The organism is Sulfuricella sp. (assembly GCA_041651995.1).
GTDB lineage: Bacteria > Pseudomonadota > Gammaproteobacteria > Burkholderiales > Sulfuricellaceae > Sulfurimicrobium.
On record JBAZID010000002.1, the window covers coordinates 103,570 to 127,015 of the forward strand.

General features: G+C 47.6%; 21 protein-coding genes. All 21 read left to right on the forward strand.

Annotated elements, in window-relative coordinates; all coding sequences use genetic code 11:
- Positions 1-33: 33 nt before the first annotated feature.
- Positions 34-801: a glucose-1-phosphate cytidylyltransferase gene (gene rfbF, locus WC392_05205; GenBank protein MFA5241761.1), complete on the forward strand. Its 768-nt coding sequence runs from the start codon at positions 34-36 to the stop codon at positions 799-801.
- A complete protein-coding gene (gene rfbG, locus WC392_05210) occupies positions 801-1,868 on the forward strand; it encodes a CDP-glucose 4,6-dehydratase (GenBank protein ID MFA5241762.1) in 1,068 nt (355 codons plus the stop codon). Before rfbF ends, rfbG begins: the two co-directional genes overlap by 1 nt.
- 63 nt (positions 1,869-1,931) lie before the next feature.
- Positions 1,932-3,248, forward strand: a complete 1,317-nt coding sequence (gene rfbH / locus WC392_05215; GenBank protein MFA5241763.1) for a lipopolysaccharide biosynthesis protein RfbH — start codon at positions 1,932-1,934, stop codon at positions 3,246-3,248.
- Positions 3,249-3,254: 6 nt separating this feature from the next.
- Positions 3,255-4,298, forward strand: a complete 1,044-nt coding sequence (locus WC392_05220; protein MFA5241764.1) for an NAD-dependent epimerase/dehydratase family protein — start codon at positions 3,255-3,257, stop codon at positions 4,296-4,298.
- A complete protein-coding gene (locus WC392_05225) occupies positions 4,295-6,112 on the forward strand; it encodes a thiamine pyrophosphate-binding protein (protein ID MFA5241765.1) in 1,818 nt (605 codons plus the stop codon). The genes WC392_05220 and WC392_05225 overlap by 4 nt, the downstream gene beginning before the upstream one ends.
- Positions 6,113-6,468: 356 nt before the next feature.
- Positions 6,469-7,017 (forward strand): ORF6N domain-containing protein, encoded by a 549-nt coding sequence (locus tag WC392_05230; GenBank protein MFA5241766.1) that lies wholly within the window; start codon positions 6,469-6,471, stop codon positions 7,015-7,017.
- 22 nt (positions 7,018-7,039) lie between these two features.
- On the forward strand, positions 7,040-7,579 hold the full coding sequence (locus WC392_05235) for an NUDIX domain-containing protein (GenBank protein ID MFA5241767.1): 540 nt from the start codon (positions 7,040-7,042) through the stop codon (positions 7,577-7,579).
- Positions 7,576-8,508: a glycosyltransferase family 2 protein gene (locus WC392_05240; GenBank protein ID MFA5241768.1), complete on the forward strand. Its 933-nt coding sequence runs from the start codon at positions 7,576-7,578 to the stop codon at positions 8,506-8,508. Before WC392_05235 ends, WC392_05240 begins: the two co-directional genes overlap by 4 nt.
- A gap of 39 nt (positions 8,509-8,547) precedes the next feature.
- The gene (locus tag WC392_05245; GenBank protein MFA5241769.1) at positions 8,548-8,967 is read left to right on the forward strand and encodes a GtrA family protein; all 420 of its coding nucleotides are present in this window, start codon (positions 8,548-8,550) and stop codon (positions 8,965-8,967) included.
- 46 nt (positions 8,968-9,013) lie between these two features.
- The gene (locus WC392_05250) at positions 9,014-9,793 is read left to right on the forward strand and encodes an SDR family NAD(P)-dependent oxidoreductase (GenBank protein ID MFA5241770.1); all 780 of its coding nucleotides are present in this window, start codon (positions 9,014-9,016) and stop codon (positions 9,791-9,793) included.
- 21 nt (positions 9,794-9,814) lie between these two features.
- Positions 9,815-10,543, forward strand: a complete 729-nt coding sequence (locus WC392_05255; protein ID MFA5241771.1) for a class I SAM-dependent methyltransferase — start codon at positions 9,815-9,817, stop codon at positions 10,541-10,543.
- Positions 10,544-10,624: 81 nt separating this feature from the next.
- Positions 10,625-11,104 carry a hypothetical protein gene (locus WC392_05260; protein ID MFA5241772.1) on the forward strand — a complete coding sequence of 160 codons (480 nt, stop codon included), beginning with the start codon at positions 10,625-10,627 and terminating at the stop codon, positions 11,102-11,104.
- A 9-nt stretch (positions 11,105-11,113) separates the two neighbouring features.
- Positions 11,114-12,634, forward strand: a complete 1,521-nt coding sequence (locus tag WC392_05265) for a GMC family oxidoreductase (GenBank protein MFA5241773.1) — start codon at positions 11,114-11,116, stop codon at positions 12,632-12,634.
- 64 nt (positions 12,635-12,698) lie between these two features.
- The gene (locus WC392_05270; protein MFA5241774.1) at positions 12,699-15,224 is read left to right on the forward strand and encodes a hypothetical protein; all 2,526 of its coding nucleotides are present in this window, start codon (positions 12,699-12,701) and stop codon (positions 15,222-15,224) included.
- Between the two features lie 36 nt (positions 15,225-15,260).
- Positions 15,261-16,073 carry an aldolase/citrate lyase family protein gene (locus WC392_05275; GenBank protein MFA5241775.1) on the forward strand — a complete coding sequence of 271 codons (813 nt, stop codon included), beginning with the start codon at positions 15,261-15,263 and terminating at the stop codon, positions 16,071-16,073.
- A complete protein-coding gene (locus WC392_05280; GenBank protein ID MFA5241776.1) occupies positions 16,070-16,738 on the forward strand; it encodes an SDR family oxidoreductase in 669 nt (222 codons plus the stop codon). The genes WC392_05275 and WC392_05280 overlap by 4 nt, the downstream gene beginning before the upstream one ends.
- Positions 16,729-17,808: an AroB-related putative sugar phosphate phospholyase (cyclizing) gene (locus tag WC392_05285; GenBank protein MFA5241777.1), complete on the forward strand. Its 1,080-nt coding sequence runs from the start codon at positions 16,729-16,731 to the stop codon at positions 17,806-17,808. The genes WC392_05280 and WC392_05285 overlap by 10 nt, the downstream gene beginning before the upstream one ends.
- Positions 17,809-18,453: 645 nt before the next feature.
- A complete protein-coding gene (locus tag WC392_05290) occupies positions 18,454-19,743 on the forward strand; it encodes a glycosyltransferase 87 family protein (GenBank protein MFA5241778.1) in 1,290 nt (429 codons plus the stop codon).
- A 27-nt stretch (positions 19,744-19,770) separates the two neighbouring features.
- Positions 19,771-20,817, forward strand: a complete 1,047-nt coding sequence (locus tag WC392_05295; GenBank protein ID MFA5241779.1) for a hypothetical protein — start codon at positions 19,771-19,773, stop codon at positions 20,815-20,817.
- Between the two features lies 1 nt (position 20,818).
- The gene (locus WC392_05300; GenBank protein MFA5241780.1) at positions 20,819-22,126 is read left to right on the forward strand and encodes a hypothetical protein; all 1,308 of its coding nucleotides are present in this window, start codon (positions 20,819-20,821) and stop codon (positions 22,124-22,126) included.
- A 147-nt stretch (positions 22,127-22,273) separates the two neighbouring features.
- Positions 22,274-23,446, forward strand: a complete 1,173-nt coding sequence (locus WC392_05305) for an ATP-binding protein (protein MFA5241781.1) — start codon at positions 22,274-22,276, stop codon at positions 23,444-23,446.

The following is a 23,446-nucleotide window of genomic DNA, read 5'->3' on the forward strand; positions in this document are numbered from 1 at the left end:
CGAAGATTTGATTATCTGGCAAAGGGAATATCAATGAAAGCTGTCATTCTCGCCGGTGGCTTGGGTACTCGCATTAGTGAAGAGACCACCGTCAAACCAAAGCCCATGATCGAGGTCGGCGGGAAGCCGATTCTTTGGCACATCATGAAAATGTATTCCTCTTTTGGTATTCATGATTTTATTATTTGCCTGGGTTATAAGGGCTACGTCATCAAGGAATATTTCGCCAACTACTTCCTGCACATGTCAGATGTAACCTTCGACATGGCGCATAACAAGATGGAGGTCCATCAACGAAATGCAGAACCATGGCGCGTCACTTTAGTTGATACAGGAGATGGATCTATGACAGGTGGACGCATCAAGCGTATCGCGCCCTACCTTGATGGCGAGGACTTTTGTTGCACCTACGGCGATGGAGTTGGTGACGTGAATATTGGCGAACTAGTCGCCCACCATCAAAAACATGGCCGGCTTGCCACCTTGACCGCCACCCAGCCCCCCGGCCGGTTCGGTGCAATTAATCTTGATGGAGAGCAAGTTACCGGGTTTCAGGAAAAACCCCAGGGTGATGGTGGCTGGATCAATGGCGGCTTCTTTGTCCTTTCGCCCAAGGTGCTGGACTATATCGAGGGCGACCATACCATTTGGGAGCGTGAGCCGATGGAACGCCTGGCCCACGATGGGCAAATGACAGCCTATTTTCACCATGGTTTCTGGCAGCCTATGGATACGTTGCGCGACAAAGTGCACTTGGAAGAACTCTGGGCGGGCGGTAAGGCGCCGTGGAAGGCATGGTAATGGACGTCGATTTTTGGAAAGGAAAGCGTGTCCTGTTAACTGGGCACACCGGCTTCAAGGGCGGGTGGTTGTCCCTATGGATGCAGTCGATGGGGGCCAATGTAACCGGCTATGCCCTCCAGCCACCCACACAGCCCAGTCTTTTTGAAGTGGCGCGGGTAGGTGATGGCATGCGTTCCCACATCGCCGATATTCGCGACCTTGACCGCCTTGCGGCAGTCATGCGCGAAACCCAGCCTGAGATAGTCATCCATATGGCGGCCCAGCCACTTGTTCGCTATTCCTATGTGAATCCAGTTGAAACTTACGCCACTAACGTAATGGGGACAGTAAACTTGCTGGAAGCCGTGCGGCAAGTGGGCTCCGTAAAAGTGGTAATCAATATTACCAGCGACAAGTGCTATGAGAACCGCGAATGGATTTGGGGTTATCGAGAAAATGACCCCATGGGCGGCTATGATCCCTATAGCAGCAGCAAAGGGTGCGCCGAACTGGTCGCCTCGGCATATCGCAATTCGTTCTTTAACCCCTCAACCTTTGAGACGCATGGCGTCGCTCTGGCTTCTGTACGTGCTGGTAATGTAATCGGTGGCGGTGATTGGGCCGAGGATCGGCTTATCCCAGATTTTATGCGTGCCATCATGGCTGGGCGGCCGGTTGTAATTCGCAGTCCCCAATCTATCCGGCCATGGCAACATGTACTTGAACCACTATCCGGTTACCTATTACTGGCGCAGCGACTGTGGACAGACGGCACAGCCTTTGCTGAGGGCTGGAATTTTGGCCCGGTAGATGAAGATGCAAAACCAGTAGAGTGGATCGTTGAACAGTTGACGGAGCTGTGGGGAGAAGGTGCGTCATGGGAACTTGATAGCCGCATGCAGCCACATGAGGCCCATTATCTCAAGCTCGATATATCCAAGGCGCGCATGCGTATGGGATGGCGCCCGCGCTGGAATTTGGCGTACACGCTGGAAAGTATTGTTGAATGGCATCGAGCCTGGAAAAACGAAGAAGACATGCATGCCTTGTGTCTGCGCCAGATACAAAGTTACATGCAAGCATAAAGTCCTTACGATAAATTTGAGTTGCTAGATTGGGCGCCGCCCGAGATGAAAACAGGAATAGAAATGACCGAAGCCGAACTCCGCAAACAAATCCTCGCACTTGTCGAACAATACGCTCAGGTGGCACACGCGCCCAAACCTTTTCAGGCCGGCACGAGTATTGTGCCCCCATCGGGTAAGGTTATCGGGGCTGCTGAAATTAGTAATATGGTCGAAGCCTCACTGGATGGCTGGCTGACCACTGGACGCTTTAACGCAGCATTCGAGAAACGTTTCGCAGAGTTTCTAGGAGTCAAGCATGCACTGACAACCAATTCAGGTTCGTCGGCGGACCTGCTTGCATTCACAGCGCTTACCTCGCCAAAGCTGGGAGATCGTGCACTGAAACCGGGCGATGAAGTCATTACTGTTGCTGCCGGCTTTCCTACCACGGTTAATCCGATTATTCAGAATGGCATGGTGCCGGTTTTTGTCGATGTTCAGATCCCGACCTACAATATCGATCCAGCACAGATCGAAGCCGCTGTCTCGGACAAAACCCGTGCCATCATGATTGCCCACACTCTTGGCAATCCTTTTGATCTGGATGCGGTTATGGCTGTGGCCAAGAAATACAATCTCTGGGTTATTGAAGACTGCTGTGATGCACTAGGTTCAACTTACAACGGCAAGCCTGTGGGCACCTTTGGCCATATTGCCACATGCAGCTTTTACCCCGCGCACCATATCACCATGGGTGAAGGGGGTATGGTCTTCACCAATGATAGTCAATTAAAAACCATCATCGAATCGTTCCGTGACTGGGGACGAGATTGCTACTGTGAGCCAGGCAAGGACAACACCTGTGGCAAGCGCTATGGCTGGCAACTTGGCACGTTGCCTTTTGGCTATGACCACAAGTACACCTATTCTCACTTGGGCTACAACCTCAAGATTACCGATATGCAGGCCGCCTGCGCCTTGGCGCAAATGGATCGGCTGCCTGGTTTTATCGAAACCCGACAACAGAATTTCCAGTTCATGAAGAACCGCTTGGCCGGAATGGAAGAATTCCTGATCCTGCCCGAAGCGACACTGAACAGCGAGCCTTCCTGGTTCGGTTTTCCCATCACCTTGCGCGAAGAGGCGCAAGTGGCGCGAGTGGATCTGCTTAAATATCTGGATCAGAACAAGGTGGGCACCCGCCTGTTGTTCGCGGGCAACCTGACACGGCAACCATATTTCAAGGACCGCGCCTATCGTATTAGTGGCGAACTAAAAAATACCGACATCGTGATGAATCAGACCTTCTGGATTGGAATCTATCCTGGACTCAACGAAACCATGCTGGATTTTGTGGGAGAGAAGCTGGAAACCTTCTTCGGATTGGGTGGGTGGTAATGCACAGTGGAAAACAAGCTGGCAGAAGACCTAAATAACATTCTCGATCGAGGGCGTGCGCTTTGGCCCGCCCTCAAGGGCGCGCGGTTTTTCATAACTGGCGGCACGGGTTTCATCGGCACCTGGTTGCTTGAAAGTTTTGTCTGGTTGAATGATCAGCTGAATCTGGGCATGAGTGCGGTCGTCCTCACCCGCAACGCTGAGGCATTCAAAGATAAGGTGCCCCATGTGGCGTCTCATCCCAGCATCACGTTGTTGACAGGAGACATAAGAACCTTTGCCTTTCCGGAAGGGAAATTCTCGTTTGTCATCCATGGCGCCACCGATGCCAGTGCGAAGCTGAATGCTGAAGACCCTATTCGCATGTTTGACACTATTGTCGAAGGAACGCGGCGAACACTCGATTTCGCCGCGCAAGCCGGGGCAAAAAATTTCCTCTTCCTAAGTTCAGGTGCGATATATGGCGACCAACCTCCGCATATATCTCACTGGTCTGAATCCGACCCCAACGGCCCAGACTGTACCAATGCCGGGTCCGCCTACGCAGAAGGCAAGCGCGCTGCGGAAATGCTATGCACCTTGTATGCCAAGCAGCATGGCATTGAGGCCAAGCTGGCTCGCTGCTTTGCTTTTGCCGGCCCCTACTTGCCCATCGATAGCCACTTTGCGATTGGCAACTTCATTCGGGATGCCATGGCTAAAAAGCCGATCCAGATTAGCGGAGACGGCACACCATATCGCTCTTACCTGTATGCGGCTGATTTGACTTTGTGGCTGTGGACCATCCTGTTACGTGGCCAGACTGCTCGCCCTTACAACGTGGGCGCAAGCCAGGCTATCAGCATTGCGGAGCTTGCTGCACTCGTCAATACAACGCTTGGCGGCAATGGTATGCATATCATGCAGCAAGCTCAGCCGGGGGCGATACCTAAACGGTATGTGCCTTCCACACAGCGTGCCGAAACCGAGCTCGACCTCACACAAAGCGTCACCTTGGAACAAGCCATTATCAAAACTGCCTGTTGGCATGGTTGGGAGCAGCATTCATGAAAATCAGAGTCTCCGATTATCTGGCAAAACGTATTGCCGAAGTGGGCGTCCGCCACGTGTTCATGGTCTCCGGCGGCGGAGCCATGCACCTCAATGACGCCATCGGCAAAAACAAGGATCTGGAATACGTTTGCAACCACCACGAACAGGCTTGCGCCATCGCCGTTGAAGGCTACGCTCGCACAACGGGTAACCTGGGTGTGGCGGTTGTCACCAGCGGCCCGGGCGGCACCAATACTCTGACCGGTGTATTGGGACTTTGGCTTGATTCCATCCCCGGAATGTTCATTTCTGGCCAGATAAAATATGGCACGACAGTCGAGAGTAGTGGGTTGCCGCTTCGCCAGCTCGGTGATCAGGAAGCCAACATCATTGACATCGTCAAATCGGTCACCAAATACGCCGTGATGGTGCGTGATCCAAAGAGCATTCGCTATCACTTCGAGAAAGCGCTTTATCTTGCCCGTAACGGAAGGCCTGGCCCAGTTTGGCTGGACATTCCCCTGGATGTTCAGGCGGCTATGGTTGAGGAAGATGAGCTATTGGCCTATAGCCAAGCGGAAGACCGAATTTGCTTTGACCCAGAAGTCGTCAAGGCACAGGCGGCAAGCATTATCGGGCGCCTTCGTGCTGCCGAGCGGCCCGTGTTTATGGCGGGCAATGGTATCCGCCTCGCTGGCGCCATGGACCTCTTTCATGAAGTGATCGAGTTGCTCGGCGTACCCGTGCAAACGGGTATGGGCGGCAATGACGTTATCCATTCAGATCACCCTTTGTTCTTCGGTCGTCCCAGCGTTACAGGAGACCGCTCCAGCAACTTCATCATTCAGAACGCTGATGTCCTGCTGACCATCGGGGTGCGGCTCGGCGTCAGAACGGTTTCCTACCTGTTCAAGGCGTTCGCCCGTGCTGCGTACAGAATCGTCGTTGACATCGATTCTGCCGAACTCAAGAAACCCACCATTTTCCCCGACATGCCAGTCCACTGTGACGCCAAGGTGCTGTTGGAAGAAATGGCGAGGCAACTGCGTGGCAACCCGCTGCCACACAGGGAAAGCTGGATTGAATGGTGCCGCGAGCGGCGTCGCCGTTACCCCAGCGTTACGCCGGAATGGCGCGCACAGAGGGGCTATGTAAATTCTTTCCATTTTGTGGACACCCTTTCTGATGAACTGGCGCCCAGTGACGTAATCGTCCTCGCCAATGGCGCGGCCAATACGTGTACCTTTCAGGCGGTCAAACTCAAGAAAGGCCAGCGGTTGTTTACCAACTCCGGTTGCGCCTCCATGGGCTATGACTTGCCTGCCGCCATTGGGGCCTGCTTTGCCAATGACCGCAAACGGGTAATTTGTATCGCAGGTGACGGCAGCATCCAGATGAACTTACAGGAACTGCAGACTATCGTTCACCACAAACTGCCCATCAAGATTTTTTTGCTTAACAACAATGGTTATACCTCCATCCGCCTTACCCAGGATGCCTACTTCCCTGGGGACTACATCGCGGCTGATCCAAGCAGCGGGGTGACTTTCCCGGACATTCAGAAAATCTGCGCCGCCTATGGTATTCCATCCAACCGGGCAGCAAACCATGAGGAATTGCTGGAAAAAATTTGTCAAACCTTGGCCGGGCCAGGGCCAGCCCTGTGCGAGATCATGATGGCACCAGACCAGCCGCTGTATCCAAAATTGGCCTCCGAAGTGAAGCCGGACGGCACCATGGTATCCAAACCACTGGAAGATATGTTCCCCTTCCTTGATCGTGCGGAATTCCTGGAAAACATGCTCATCGAGCCATGGGATAGCAGCAAATAATGACTATAGTGTCTCCAAAATCTGAATTTTTAGAGCACCCCTTAATCTTTTGCGAGGACAAATCACCTCCAAAAAATTGGGCAAAGGTATCAATGGCCCCAACTTAAGCCAAATGTAGGGTGGGTTAGCGTTTTTTGCGTAACCCACCAAGCGTTGAGAAGCAACACAACGCATTTTTAATGAGTGCCTCACGGCACACTGGTGGGTTTACGGCACAAACTGCGTGCCTAGCCCACCCTACATTGACTAGGGAACCGCTTAAGTTAGTGCCATTGAGCAAAGGCACCAAGCCCTATGCGATGTGATGAAGTGATAGAGCAAGTCTCGCAAAGGCGCTGTAAGGAGGATGAATTGATATGAGCGATATAGTGAAAATCGAAAATTTAAAAGAGTTCGTTATCGAGGTAAGGGGGCAAAGTGTTTTGCTTGATAGCGATGTGGCCCGAATCTATGGTGTTGAGACAAGAGATATCAATAAAGCCGTTGCGAATAATCTTGATAAGTTTCCTGCTGGATATATCGTCGAGCTTTCAAAAGCTGAAAAAATTGAACTGGTGGAAAATTTCCACCGGTTCGAAAAGCTTAAGCACTCTACGGTGAATCCCAAAGCATTTGCCGAAAAAGGGCTGTATATGCTTGCCACAATACTCAAAAGCCCACAAGCAACCCAAGCGACCATCGCGATAGTTGAGACCTTCTCAAAAATCAGAGAGCTGTCTAGAAGCATCAAAGAGTTATCAACAGTTCAAGACAAAGCCGATCAAAAATCACTCATGCAAAAAAGCGGTGAGCTAATCGCCGAAATTTTCGATGACGACTTGCAAGCAAGCGACACAGAAACCTCAATAGAACTGAACTTCGCTGTTTTGAAATTCAAACACACGATAAAAAAGAAAAGCAAATGAGAACAACCCGCGTCGCTACCGGATGGGCTCGCTGGTAAAAATGATGGCAGACCGTCTAAGTAACCTGTTGCGGGAGTTGCAAGCCGTCACCGGAAATCCGACCAAAGGCTTGCCCGAGGAGCTATTTCTTTATGCCAGCCAGATCACTCCGCTGGTTAATGTTGACCTGCTTATCAAGGACGAAGTTAATGGCGTCCTGCTGACATGGCGGGATGACGGCTATTATGGTGTGGGCTGGCACGTGCCCGGCGGCATCATCCGCTATAAGGAAACCTTCAGCGACCGCATTCATACCGTAGCCCGGCAGGAGTTGGGTGCCCGCGTGGTGCATGACCACGATCCGATTGCGATTAATCAGGTTATCCACCCTACAAAAACGATCCGCGGCCACTTTATTTCGCTGCTTTTTGCTTGCCGCCTGATTTCACCCCCAGCAAAAACTCTGGCAGTGCTCGATCAACCCCAAAGAGGCCAATTTCAATGGCATAAAACATGCCCGGATAATCTTATATCCGTTCATAATATGTACCGCCCCTATTTATCGTTTGAAGCCCAATCATGAAAAAATTAATTTCCATCGTCATCCCCGCTTATAACGAGCAAGATAATGTTGATGAGCTGGCTCGGCGCCTGCAGGGCGTATTCACCGCCAATCCTGATTATGATTTCGAAGCCATCATCGTTGAGAACGGCTCTCTGGATAACACTTATGAAAAACTGCTAGCTGTTCATCAGCAAGACAGCCGCTTCAAGATATTGCAATTGGCGAGAAATTTCCGTATGGATGGCGGAATTACCGCCGGGCTCAACGCGGCAACAGGCGATGCTGCAGTGATCATGACCGCTGACCTGCAAGACCCGCCCGAACTTATTACCGAGTTCATCAAAAAATGGGAAGAGGGCTACGAGAACGTATATGGCATTGTCACCAAGCGCACGGGAACCAGCGCCATTAGAAGATTTAATTCTCAATTGTTCTATACGGTAGCAAATGCCTTAACCGGCGGCATGATTCCAAGGAATGTCAGCGATTTCCGACTAGTTGATAAAAAAGTCTACGAAACCATCAACTCAATTCATGAGCGCAACCGATTTATTCGAGGCTTGTTCGCGTGGGTGGGATTCAAATCCATTGGTATAGAGCATGTGAGAGCGGAGCGCTATGCGGGCGTGTCCGGAGCGCATACGTTCAAGGTTATCGAATTGGCTTTGAAAGGGATTTTCGCACATTCATATGTACCATTAAAACTGATTACCCTAATCGGACTCGCGGTTTCAACATTGTCATTCCTGTTACTGGCTTGGACTGTGACAAAAGCGGTTATATGGGGAGTTCCATTCGAAGGTTATGGAACCATCATGACAGTCATGCTGTTGATGTTTGGCATTCTGTTTACGATGCTGGGGATCGTGAGTGAATACGTGGGGCTAATTTATGAGGAAGTAAAACAACGCCCCAATTTTATAGTAAAAACGAAAATAGGACTCTAGGCGAGCCTTAAAGGTTTTGATTTGCTAGGGAAGCCTACCATGAAGCGGTTAGTTAATCTTGTTACAAGCCCATCGCCGGAAAACAGAAAAAAAATACGATACATCGCCGTTGGAGTTTGGAATACGGTGTTCTCCTATGTTGCATTTGTTTTTCTTTATTACCTTACTAATTCCTGGCTTCACTATATGCTGATTCTGGTGCTCAGCCAGGTAGTAGGGCTGACTAATGCGTATATTTGCTACAAACTTCTTGTGTTCAAGACTAAAGGAAATATTGTTCGCGAGTACCTTCGTTTCTATATTGTTTATGGAACAACATTTATAGTTAACCTAGTGTTGATTGCCATTTTCGTTGAGGCATTGGGCATTAACCCGGTTATATCGCAAGGGGTAATTGCAATAATAGTCGTCACAATGGCGTATTTTGGACACAGTCGATTCTCGTTTAATGCTAAATAGATTTTGTAATAAGTGAATTAGCCAATCAGGCTTGGGAAGTGGGTGCATGAATAAAGAAATTACGCGGGTGATATGGATAACAGGGGCGTCTTCTGGTATCGGAGCTGCCTTAGGCGAGCATTACGCCAGGCCAGGCACAACATTGGCATTAATGGCTCGTCGCAAAGTAGAGCTGAATATTATTTCAGAACGTTGTCGTGCAAAGGGTGCAGTCGTTCACGAATATGTGGCAGATGTCACCGACATTGAGGCAGTAAGGAGGTGTGCGAGTGATTTTTTGGCACATGTTGGTGGTGTAGATATTGTGATTGCTAATGCTGGAACTCGAGGGGAAGAGGATCAGGATTGCCAAGATACTCAGATACCTGAAGAAATAATGCGCGTTAATTATTTCGGAGTGATTAATACCTTCTCACCCTTTATTCGGCCAATGAAAGCCTTAGGCCACGGTCAATTGGTTGCCATTTCAAGCATAGCTTCTTTTCGAGGTACACCCAATTCTGGGGCATATTCTGCATCAAAAGCAGCTGTAAATGTTTGGTCAGAAAGCCTCCGGCTGCGTCTTCTCGCCCATGGGGTAAGCCTTACAACGATTTGTTTGGGGTTTGTTAATACAGCGATGACTGAAGGGCTGCCATTTTGGATGCCAGGAATTTTAACTCCCGAAAAAGCATCGGTATTGATTGCGGAAAAAATAAGGAAGAAAGCTAGGGTTTCAATTCTTCCGTGGCAATCACGATTTATTTGGAATGTATTTCGTATTTTGCCAGGTGCCGTATATGACAAGCTTATAGTCTGGGCGAAAGCCCATGGGCCAAAACGTTGATTAGTAAAAATTGAGGTAAAGATGGATTTTAATGAATATTCGCGCACATTTCTGCATTTTCATACAGAGGAAATACCTGATCTAGTGTCGGAGCATCTTCGAGGGAAAGAGGTTGATCTTGCCGATCTAGGCGCTGGAGATGGTGCGCTTTTGGTCGCGTTAAAGATGGGCGGATATTTAGAAAAAGCCAAGAAGGTTGTAGCTGTCGATTTATCGCCAGAACGCTGCGAAAGACTAAAACAGTATACGGACTTTCAGGTTGTCTGCTCGGACGTGACCTCTATTCCAGAGATTGCAAACAATAGCTTCGATTTTATTGTATGCACCCAAGTGATTGAACATGTCGATCAAGATAAGTTACTCCAGGAGATTAAACGTATTCTTCGGCCTGGGGGTACGCTTTATATCGCATCGCTTGTAAGAAAATCCTATGGCTGGTGGTATTACAAGACGGCAGAAGGAAAATGGGCGATGGATCCAACACACCTTAGGGAGTACGCATCAAAAGAAGAATTTGAAAGCGTAATAAAAGCTGCAGGGTTTGCTATTGAAAAAACGCAGCTCTCCCCTCTGAAATTATCGGTGCTTGAATTTATCACCAGAAGAATAGTCGTTCCCCTATTTAAGCCTAAAGAAGTAAATACATTCTTTGTAAAACATCCGGTAATGGATTATTTAAGAAGAAAAATTAATGTCCACCCACCTAGATACTTTATTGTTGAGACCGTTGCTAAAAGACCAGTGGATTGATCCGATGACACACTGTGTGATTTCTTAATTCGAAGTTTTCGCGGGGCTAATTGGTTTATTAAGGGATGGTTGGTGGGTTTCATGTTTTTTAAAATTGGAGAGTTTATTGTGCGGGGTTTTGCATGCGCAAATCAGACACAAACATCTCATTGTGGGTACATTTCACGAAGGGATTTTTTGCGCGCCCTAGGGATTCTTCCCTTTGCGATGCATATTGGAAGTGACATTGCTTGTGCCTCTTCGGGCTACTTACACCTACATGAAACTGATAATGGACTGGCGGGATTGCGGCAGTTAGCCGAAATATTGCGCACAAAGTTACCAAAAATATATGAGGAGCTGAGAACGCAATTGAGTATGGACCTTGATTTATCTACTCGTTTGGATAAAGGGATGCACTTATTGCCGCAGAAGGTGGCCAATGAGTTTGAAAATAATGAATATATTGTCATTGATGGCTGTATGTTTTCAAAGTCTGAGCTTCAGTTGTCAATATTTTTGGTTGAATCAAAGGGATCATATGTTGCTCTATCGAACCATACCGACAATCTATCCTTATAGAGGGTCCATATGTTCATAGATGCACGCTCACTTTCTTTAAATAATGAAATCCATAGCGATGTTTGCATTGTTGGCGCAGGAGCGGCCGGAATAACAATAGCACTGCAACTTGAGAATCCAAAGTTATCAGTAACATTAATTGAAAGTGGAGATCTTGCGATAGATAGCGCAACACAAGATTTGTATAACGGATTGAATGAAGGCAGGGACTATTCGTTACTGTCAACAAGGCTTCGGTATTTCGGGGGAAGCACAAATCATTGGGGTGGTTACTGTCGCCCACTAGATGATATCGATTTTAAATTACGTCCATGGGTCCCATTAAGTGGTTGGCCCATTTCCAGGAAAAGCTTAGATCCTTGGTATGCAATGGCGCAAGACATGCTGGATCTCGGTCCTTATAATTATGACGTGAGGTATTGGAAAGGTCTTGCTAAAGACGAGAGAAAATATCTCTTAAAGAACGATAACGTAATACAAAACAAGTTATTCCAATTTAGTCCGCCGACAAGATATTCTTCAAAATATGCCAAAAAGATAGAACATAGTTCGAATATTCGATGTTATTTGAATTTAAATGTTCTGCAATGCAATACATCTGATGATGGGCGGCACGTATTATCTCTAACCGCAGCAACCCTTAATGGAAGTCGTTGCAAAGTTAAAGCGAAGATTTTTGTATTGGCACTTGGGGGGATCGAAACCACAAGACTGTTGCTACTTTCAGACAGAATTCATCCTATAGGATATGCCAATAGGGGTGGGTATTTGGGGGCATGTTTCATGGAACATCCAGATATTTCTCCTGGTGTTCTCTATGTTCGCGCTGGTGTGTCGTTTTATCAGGAGATTTTTAGGAGAGAAATTAAGTTAACGCGTAAGCATGGACAATATCCAAATTATCAAGATAAATCTGTACCGGTGGCGCCTGTGTCAGTAGTGGCAGAAAGAGTACAAAATGAGCAAAGATTACTAAATAGCGGTATACAGTTACATCCTCTCCCGGGTACAGCGAGTGTAGACGTCGCTGAAATGGCAATTTCGGACCTTCTTAGTTCTACATCAGGCCAACTGCAAAGATTTGCTCTAGGTACAGTAAGCGAGCAAGCACCAAACAAAGCAAGCCGGTTATATCTGAGTAAATCCACCGATAAATTGGGTCAACCCAAAATCGCTTTAGATTGGCGTGTCTCGGAACAAGATAAGACGAGCATTTATCAATCTGCTTTAATTTTTAGTCGTGAAGTTGCCAAAAGCGGGATTGGCCGCCTAAAAATTACTTTGCCGCCAGTGTCAGAAGAGTGGCCGCTAATCAGGGGCTACGGGCATCACATGGGTTCTACCAGAATGAGCTTTAGTTACAGTAACGGAGTTGTTGATCCCAACTTGAAGGTGCATGGATTAACCAATTGCTATGTGGCGAGTAGTTCGGTTTTCCCCACGAGTGGCTCAGCAAATCCGACGTTAACACTGGTTGCACTATGCTTGAGATTGTCGGAAGAAATAAAAAAGGCTCTCCCGAAAGCTTAATCGAAGGTCTGGTGTGTTTAGTCGCGCACTCAATTTGAGTTGCCGGAATGGATAATTAAATTCGATGAATAGAGTTTCAAAGTGGGCAAAGTTTTTTGCCCTTCCACTCGAATTATTAAGCTTACGCAATTTGCTAGCGATACATTTTTTTATCAATAGTATTGGTTTAATAGTGTTTTCAATGCTTGTTGCCGGCACTCTGGCTAAGTTCGCCATGCCAAGTGGAAACGTTTATGGAAGTTTGTACCAATGGGCAAAGCCAGTTTCATCGGTCGGTAAGCTTACTTCACTCTTGCAGTACATTTTGCCTGTGGTGGCTTTGTTTGTTCACTACACAATCTTTCTACGTGTATCTAAGTATTTCTCTAACGCGGGCACGCCGATTGATAAAGATCGGTTGCGGAGAATCGGATTTTATTTTCTGGTGGCGACGGTCATTAACGGCATACTATTGTTTGTGAGTAAAGAGCAAAAACTTCTCTTAGGAATCATGTCTATCCTATGGGTTTTTCTGTTTTTATGGACGCTTTTTGCGGTTTTTCGAAATCGACAGCTATCTCTTTCAATACCTAACTGGGCTTGGATTGCTTTTCTGTGTTTTATATCAGCCCAATATGCCACAATTTTTCTTCCATTAATTACCAATCCCTTGTTGGTTGAAAACAATTATATAAATATTCCTGAGAAGACCATTCTAAAGTCAGGGAAAGTGGTCGATAACCTGGACTACATTAATGAGCACAGAATTGCGGGATTTCAACTATATGATCCTCGTAAGAATGTCAGTGCCGTCCAGTCTGAGCGAAGAAATATGGCAAAGATTGAGAACTGCTCCAAAGTTTTGCAAACCCTGGAAGCAATTGACCAAAATAATGAACAAAAATTTACTTGTGACGAAAAAACAAAAACTTTTATTGCAAGAGGCCCATTTTCATTGGCCGAAAAATCCATATTGGACGGATTGACACTATCCATTGAAGATAAAAAAAGTTTAGATGCATTGTTCGTATCGACTGTTGATTTGCAGAGGGCTTGCCAGAAGAGACTACATTCCGAAGAGGAGATGGATTTTATCAGCAGAAACGCGGGGGAGTTGCTAAACCAAACGAAGGCAGGATGGCTTTTGTACCATCATGGTTACAGTTTCGGGCCGATGAATGCCCTATCTCTAGGGGCTTCCCCTTATGGTCAGACTATGGTTTATGGCTGGCTTGCTACAGTTACGCAAAGCAAAGTACTTGAGTTTTTCGGGATGTCGAATTATCAAGGATATTTCAAAGTTTACTTTGCTGAATACCTTATTTACTTTGTTATCTTCCTCGTGGGTATATGGGCTATTTTCAGACGTCTCGGGACGGTAGTCTTTGCAGCGGCTCTGGCCATTTCCGCACTATTTTTTCTCGGGATTGAGCTAATCCGGTTAGCTCCTGGCTTTAATCCAGTGCGACATGTTCTTGATGTGCCGGTGTTTTACCTGTTATATCGCTATTTGGCACAAGATCGAAAAAGGCATCTCATTTTAGCCTGTGCTTTGGCCTTGTTTGCGATTTTATGGAGCAAGGATTTTGGCTTGTTTCTTACCTTGTCCGTTGGTGGGGCGATCTTATTCAAGGGGATAAAACAGCGACCATTCCAGTTGATGCCATTATTTATTGGGGGCATAACAGTAATAGCCGGGATGCTGCTTTATCTTTATCCGATGCCGGGCGCAAATCCTACGGCAATTTATATGATACTGGGAGTCGGATCGCCACAAGCCACAAGTGGCAAGATCTTTGGTTTATTGATAATGGTTAGCCTATTGTTGATGGCTACAATAAGGATAAAACAAAACGAGGCCTATACGATTCTTGCTGTGGGGATGGCATTATATTTTGTACAGAGCTTAACCTACTATATATGGTACCCATCGTTACACCATATATTGGGCGTAGCCCCGATTTTTATTTTGTGGCTAGCGGTGCTGTTTCACGGATGGGTAAGCCAAGATCAGGGTGAGGGGGGCGCAAAGCGGCAATCTTTGGTGCTTTTTCTGCTATTGCTATTAGTTTACCTTCCAGCATCCGCAAGTTTTTATTTGGGCCAGCATGCGTATAGTCAGACATTCAGGAACCATCAGTTGTATAACTGGGCATTTGAAAAGGCGTCTTTTATCTCAACTATGGAACCCACTCTTTTTGAGGAAGCTGCTAACTTAATAAAGCGCTATAGCCAAAACGATAATGGCATTTTTATTGTTTCTAAATATGATCATATTTTGCCGATCCTGGCCGGTAAATATAGTGCTATGCCATACAATGAGTTGCCCACAAATTTGGTTTCGCCAAAAGAAGTGGAGGTCGCATCGGTGGCCATTTTGAAAAATAAACCCGCGTTTTTGTTTGTGGATAGTGATATTGGTCGAAATTTAAACGGCGAAATTCCTATAGAAAATGACCCGGCAACTATCCAGTTGCAATTGTATGGGGAGGCGCGTGGGCGGGTGATGGTGCTGCAAGGTTTAAATAATGTTTATGCTCGCGTCGCTAATAAATATGTGCGTTGCGAGTCGGGACGGCTAATTTCTGTCTATTGTCGCAATCCGGATTGATGGTTTTTATGGTTATATTTAATTAAGGAGCTCATTTTGAACAAGATTGAACGCGAAATGGTTGGGGTTCTGACCGACCTCAGGGAAAACCACCATGTGGTGGGCGTCAAGGCCGAGTTCGAAGCGGAGGGGACGCGCCTCGAAGAAGCGATGCGCTTGAAGGAGGTAATTAGCGCCGCAGGTCTGGGGCTCACGCTCAAGATTGGGGGATGCGAAGCTATCCGTGATATGTATGAGGCCCGTGTGCTGGGTGTTTCGCGCATTGTCGCACCCATGGTGGAAACTCCTTACGCATTGAAGAAATTCCTCGCTGCGATTGATCTTGCCTTCCCGCAAGATGAAATTGAGCAAATGTCTTTTGCGATTAATGTTGAAACGGTTACTACTTGTCAGAACTTCGATGAAATGCTGACCCTTCCCAATATCAAGAAGCTGAAAGGCATCGTCGTGGGGCGTGTTGACTTGAGTGGATCTGCTGGTCTGGGACGGGATGACATCAATAGTGACGCCGTTTTTGACTTGACCAGTAGAATCGTCGCCAAAGCTCATGCTCATGGGTTGATTGCGGCTGTTGGCGGCGGTGTCTCGGCCGATGCCCTGCCTTTTCTACGCAGACTTCCTGCGGGTGCTCTAAGCTATTATGAAACACGCAAGGTCATATTTAGCTGCCCACAAGCGCTGGATGAAGGCACCGAGAAGGGCATCTTGAAGGCCGTCTATTTCGAATTGCTATGGCTGAAAAACAAACGCGACTTCTATGGCATGATCTTCGCTGAAGATGCTCACCGCATTGAAATGCTTGAAGGCCGTTACAAAAGTGCCATGGAAAAATATGGGATTGTGAAGTGAAAAATCGAGTCGCCCTGGTTACGGGAGGGGCTCGTGGTATTGGTGCTGCCATTGCTATGGTATTGGCTCGTGAAGGCGCGCGAGTTTTAACTCCTTCACGCACTGAAATGGACTTGAGCGACTCTGAGTCCATAGAGCGTTATGTGAGAACGATAGAAGGCCCCATCGATATTCTGGTTAACAATGCCGGCATAAATTTTTTGGCCGGACTCGATGAACTCGATTCGGCTGCGTTAAATGAGACATTGCAGATCAATCTGGTCGCGCCCCTGCTGCTTACGCAGCTGGTTGCCGAGCGCATGAGGGCGAACCGATATGGGAGAATCGTCAACCTTAGTTCGATTTGGAGCATTGTGTCAAAAGAGCGTCGAGTGGCTTATGCGGCAAGCAAGTCGGCTATTAATGGGGTCACGCGTACGTTAGCCTTGGAGCTGGGGCCGCATGGGGTTTTGGTTAATGCCATCGCCCCCGGGTATGTCAACACCGAGTTGACGTCTCAGAACAATTCACCCGAGCAGATCCAGGCCATCAGCGATAATATTCCGCTTCAGCGCTTGGCCGAACCGGTAGAGATTGCCGAGATGGTGGCTTTTATGTGCTCTGAAAAGAATTCGTATATGACTGGTCAGGTGTTGGTGGTTGATGGGGGCTATGTATGCAGGTAATCAAGGTTCATTCCGCAATTCGTGACTATGAGGTGAATTTTTTCGATTCGTTTGATTTTATCTCGGCATTCGAAGAAATCCCCAACCGTTTCTACGTAATCGATAGCAACGTATGGAACCTCTACCGTGAATCCCTGTTTTCACGCCTTGATCCTCAACTGGTCATGGTGTTGCCGATCGAAGAGGATCGCAAGAATCTTTATACAGTCATGGAAGTTTATGATGCGCTGATGTCACGTGCGGCCAAACGCAACATGACATTGATTTCGATTGGTGGCGGGATTGTGCAGGATATTACCGGCTTTGCGGCTTCTACCCTGTATCGTGGCATTAACTGGATTTTTGTTCCGACAACCCTGCTGGCACAGGCTGACAGTTGCATTGGCAGCAAGACTTCCCTTAATTACAAGAGTTACAAGAATCTCGTCGGCTCATTTTTTCCGCCGAATCAGATCTTCCTCAGCCCCGGTTTCACCAAAACGTTAAAGAACGAAGATTATTTCAGTGGATTGGGTGAAGTCGTGAAACTGCATCTGATGGGGGGTGAGCCGCTGGCCCATGAGCTGATGTCGACTCTGCCTGCACTGACAGGTCGCGAAAATTCTGCGGCACTACTTTCCGCTATCGAAAAATCCCTCGCTGTTAAGCTCAGCTACATGCAGGATGACGAGTTCGATACGGGCAAGCGCAACCTGCTCAATTTCGGCCACTGCTTTGGTCATGCTGTTGAATCAACTTCAGCGTTTGCTATCCCCCATGGACAAGCCGTGGTCATTGGCATGATGTTTGCCAATATCGTTGCCAAAAATCGTGGCTTGATGAACGCTGCCCTTTTCGATCAGCTACACCAACAGGCATTGCAACCAGCACTAACTGCCCAGCCAAACAAGAGCCAGCTTGATACGGATGCCCTCTTTGCTGCAATGAAGATGGACAAAAAGCGAACTGGTGATGGTCTGGTGGTGATCATGCTGATTGATGGTTTTGAACTGATTAAAATTGATGATCTTACCTATGATGAACTGGCTGTTGGGAATCAGGAATTGCAGAAACTTATTGGTGTGATGTGATACCTGGGATAACCAGAAACTTGAACCCGTCTGATTATCTATAACCGCTTCGCCGGGCTTTGCTGGTTTATTCCAGCCATGACCTCATGTCGTACAGGCCCAGCAAACCCTCGGGATATTTATTGTCGATCACAAGGTTAAAACCACCGGCTTTAGCCGGTCAGTTTTAACTGAATTGACGCTTTATAACAATTCAGGTAGGAGCAGAAATTCGCCATAAGCCCTATGTAGGTTGGGTTAGGCGCGGTTTTTGCGCCGTAACCCAACAAACCTGACCAAAAGTAGGCGCCTCTAGGCGACATCAAGAACAGGTTTTGAAGTTTGGGTTTGTTGGGTTACGCGATAAGGCCGCTAACCCAACCTACATGAGACGCGTCGTTCAGTCGACGCGTATCCGGACTTTCAGTCCGTAATTCAAACCCACCAGCTTTAGCTGGTGGTTGTTTAGTTGGTGATCTGGAAGGGTGTTTTTCTCGGCATTATTCGGTATGCAGTCGATGTTCATCGGTATCTTAGAATACATTGACTCAATCCATATCTATCTCCAGCGGCGTCCAGCAGTGGTGAAAAAGGAAAAGGTAAGTTTTGATTGATTGGGCCTCCATATCGAGCAATTGGCACCGGAGAAGGCTTGCATATCTAAGCATGATCTTGCTGCTTAATGCCGCAGGTTTTTTCTATTACATTTATTGTTTAATGGTAAATGGTTATTTACCTAGCCCATTTTTATATAATAAGTCTGATACTTTCATGGACCTGTTTAACGTATTGTACTGGGCATACAATGATGGTCGCTATACAGAATGGGGTTCTGTTTATCCGCCGCTAAACTTTATTATTTTGAAGCTTGTTAACTTTGTATTTGCTGGCGGAGGGTTTGGAGACCCAGCACTTATGCGTGACAACTCACCATTTGTCATCGCAGGTCTCTGCCTTGTTTATCTCGCAGTTCCCGCTATTGTATTAAAAACAAGGGTCTGGGAAGATTTTACAAGAATCGAAAAATTTCTAATCTATTGTGCAATCGTACTTAGTGCACCCATGCTTTTTGCCTTGGAGAGGGGAAATTTGATTCTGCTCGCTCCAATCCTCTTGGCTCTTGCCTTTTCAAGAATCGGCATCGCAAGGATTTTCTGTATAGCACTGCTAATTAACATCAAGCCATACTTTGCTCTTCTTCTGATTTACTACATAGCAAGAAAAGATTGGAAGGGGTTTGCAACCTGCGCTGTGCTTTCGGGCTTGGTATTTTCAGTATCGGGATTGGCGCTGGATAACCATTTCCTCGTTTTTTTTACAAATCTATTTAATTTCTCAAAAGAAGCGGGGCTTTTTTCCCTAAGGGGAGTGATGGCGATGCCATCAAGCATTTCCGCCTTTTCTTATGTGCTCAAGAACCCAGATGGGGCCATGATGGCATCAGGCTTTTTAAATCCGGCGAGCATTGCAATTATTGTATATATTATTGAAGCGGCAAAATGGGGCGTGCTTGCAATTTCCTTGGTCATACTGTTTGTGAGATCGAGGCTAATAGGTGATACAGAAGCGCTCTCTTTATTGGTTGTCATCATAAGCAATTTAGGCGTCTGGGTCGGCGGCTATACATTTATTTTATATATCGCACTGATTCCCATCTTTATAAAAATGCGTGCAACATGGCTGTATATCGGCTTGTTATCGCTAATGGCAATACCTTTAGATATTATTCCCTTATTGGATGGTTTTATTGGGGCGCAATATTCCTACCTTGCCGGCGCATACGTTAATGTTCAGTGGACTTTGGGGCTGGGTAGCGTGATTCGGCCAGTTTTGAACATATTGTTACTGCTAATATTGTCATTTGAATTTTTCGCAAGAAAGCCGCATACATATGAGCCAATGCCTGCGGAGCGGAGTCTGATTTTGTGGCCGCAGGTTAGCCCACCTAAAAATTAGATCCTAACTTTTAGCAACCAAATCATTGTGAAATACCCCTATTACATCGTTGCCCCCAGCTATATCCGAACCTCTGCCGGGGTCAGAGTTCTTTATAAGCTTTGTGACCTTATCAACAAGGCGGGCGGCTCGGCGTTCATTTATTTAAGGCCTCACTCGAACCATGATTTGGCCTCATCGCCCATGGATGTGGCGCCATTCTTGACCAGGAAAATTGTTGACTATCACTTCGACAACGGTTTAACACCCATCGTTATCTATCCGGAGACATTTCGCATCAGTCGATTTTCTGCGCCAGTACGTGTTCGTTATATTCTTAACTACGATGACTTGCTGTTTCAGAATGATTCTTTGGAAGATGATGATTACCTTCTTTCGTACAGCGCCAACATCGCAAGCAAAATCCATATCGAAAAACCCGCCAGTACGATTTTCCTGCCGGTATCCGACCCCACTTTTTACTGCCCCCCGATCCATGAAAAAAGAAATGGGGGCGTTTTTTATGCGGGTAAATTCAAATACCGCTTTTCTGGCAAGACTTTTCCAATTACGAATGGCATGCCAGAAATTACACGAGATGAATTGGGTTCCCAAACGCCAGAACAAATTCGTGCACTATTTCAAAGCTCGGAATTTTTCTATTGCTATGAGGATTCTGCCTTAGCGCTTGAGGCGATGCTGTGTGGTTGCCCTGTGATTTTTCTGCCAAATGAGTACTTTCGGCAGACACTCGGCGCGAAGGAGATGGCCAGTTTAGGTTATGCTTGGGGTAATTCGCCGGAGCAAGTGGCTCATGCCAAAGCGACTGTTAAGCAAGCCCGAGAACGCTACCTTTTCTTGTTGGATCAAGCTGGATCGGCGGTAAGAAATTTTATAAAGAACAGCCAGCCTCTGGCTGAAAATACCCCTTATAAAAAACTCTTTGCGACGCAATTTTTATCCAATCCCTCTTCGCTCCAGAAAATATTGGATTTAACGCGGTTTTTAAGAGAAGTCATTCAAGATAGAGGTCTCAGAAAGACCATAAATATAGTGGTGAAGCGCCTTCGTTCTGGGCGTATTGCACTGCACTAATATGAGACTATCACTCAGCTACCTTGTGGCTCCTGCTCATATCGTAGCGCTACAAAAAACCATCCAGGCTGGCACGGGTTTTATTACCGCTGTTCTGGTTACTATTTTTCTTTCGCCAGAGGAGCAAGGGTATTTCTTCACCATGGGGAGTTTGCTCAGCAGCTACACCCTGCTGGATCTGGGGCTGTCCAGCCTGTTGGTTCAAGTAAGTGCCCGTTATTTTTCAGGGCTGGAATGGGGAAAGAATGGCGAGCTTGGCCCGGTAAATACTCAAAAATCCAACTTCCTGGCCTTGGTACATTGGACCGTTCGTTGGTATACCTTTGCCGGATTCGCCACCCTTATGCTCGCGCCAATAGGCTATGCCTATTTTTACTTTGCCAAAACGACGGATCATGTCGCTTGGCAATTACCTTGGGTGGCTATCGTGCTTTCTATCGCCATCAGCATGCCTGGGATTGGATTCCTTGCCATTCTGGAGGGTACGGGAAGAATCAAAACAACCTATGCGCTACGCATCGCGCACTACATATTGGGCGCGCTCATGGCCTGGGCTTTGCTGCTGAGCGGAAATGGGTTATTCGCTCAAGCAATGGCGCCGGTTGCGATCGCTTTGGTTGTTTCGTATTGGGTGAAAACTCAGTATGGCCTACTAATTAAAGCGTGCCTGCATGAAGAATCCAGCTTTAGCTGGAAACGCGATCTTTGGCCGCAACACAAACGAGTGGCCATTACCTGGTTCAGCAACTATTTATTCCTTCACATACCCACTCCCGTGGTTTTTTATTTTGTGGGGGCCAAGGCTGCCGGTCAAATGGGGTTGTCAATGACGGTCGCGAATGTTCTGGGCGCTATTTCTATGTCTTGGGTAACAGCGATTACCCCTCGGCTGACCACCCTGGTTGCACAAGGAAAATTTGTTGAGGGGCGGGCTTTGTTTCGTCATGGGCTTCTGATTGCACTCCTGCTTTTATTGCTTGGCAGTTTTTTCTTTGTAGGCTTGGCTATGCTTGTTCAGGGCAATGATTTTGCCATGCGCATTCTCAGCCCAGGTCAGCTGGCGTTGCTTCTTCTGGTATTCGCGGGGTTCCACATCTTTAATGCGCTCTCCATTTATTTCAGAGCATTCAAGAAAGAGCCATTAGCCGTTCCGAATCTGCTAGCAACCGTGGCCATCTTTATAGGCAGTTGTTTAATGGCCCAAAATTATGGGGTTACCGGCGTTATTGGAATTATGGCGAGCGCGTATTTGATTTTGAGCATTTACGTAGTCATGGGTTTTTTGAAAACAAACCCGAATATTTCATAAAGGCGCCGGCATTCGGCGCGGACAGATAGTGCGCCACGAGTTCACATGGCAAGCGCGCCTCCGAGATTCAACTTTAGCGTCGAAATGTGGATTATTCAGGGCATTCATACATATCTGTGTTTTTGACGGGAATATGTATAATTCGGTATGCTTGATCGAAAGTTAACACCTACCTTGTTGCGGCTTGCTGCGGCTTTTCCGATTGTGGCCGTTACCGGGCCACGGCAATCAGGAAAGACGACGCTGGCACGTGCAGTCTTTCCGGATAAGCCTTATGTTACCCTGGAAGACCCGGCAGAACGCGCTTTCGCGCAGGAGGATCCGCGAGGTTTTCTGGCTCGGTTTTCGGCGGGGGCGATCTTTGACGAGGCGCAGCGCTGGCCCGATCTCTTTTCGTATCTACAGGGCATGGTGGATGCGGATCGTTCCCCGGGGCGTTTTGTCCTGACCGGTTCGCAGCAGTTTGGCCTCCTCTCCGGGGTGACCCAGTCGTTGGCTGGGCGTGTCGGAATGACGCGATTGTTGCCTTTGGCTCTGGGGGAGTTGCCGGAGGAAAGCGGCCGGCGCATGGAGCTGGATGGGTTGATGGTGAGAGGCGGGTACCCTGTTTTGCATGCCCTGCCAGTGACGCCAGAAGACTGGTTCGCAAGTTATGTGGCGACCTATGTGGAACGAGACGTTCGCCAAGCGCTCAATGTGCAGGATCTTTCGACTTTTCAGCGATTTTTGCGTCTTTGCGCAGGGCGTACGGGCCAGTTGCTGAATTTGAGCGCGCTGGCGGGCGAGGCGGGTATTTCGCAGAGCACTGCGCGAGCCTGGATGTCGGTACTGGAGGCGAGCGATCTTGTTTTTTTGCTGCCTCCTTATCATCGGAATTTCGGCAAGCGTCTTATCAAGTCACCCAAGCTTTATTTTGTGGATGTGGGGTTGGCCTGCTGGCTATTGGGTATTCGCAGCACCGAGGTCTTGGCTCTGCATCCCCTGCGTGGCGCGCTGTTCGAAACATTGGTGGTAAGCGAATTTCTCAAGGCTCGCTGCAATGCCGGGCTGCCGCCCGATATTTATTTTTGGCGAGACAATAATGGCGTGGAGGCTGATTTGCTCTTTGAACAAGGGGGGCGATTGCAGACGGTGGAGATCAAGTCAGGACAAACGGCGACCGGGGATTACATCCGCGCAGGTCAGCGGTCATCTCGTTTTGCTGGCGATGAAGCCATGATGCCTTGGTTGATTTACGGTGGTGAGCAGAGCTATGAGCGCAGCGGTGTTCGTTTGATGGGCTGGCGTGAGATGGCTACTTTCAAATGCGCCACTCCGTGA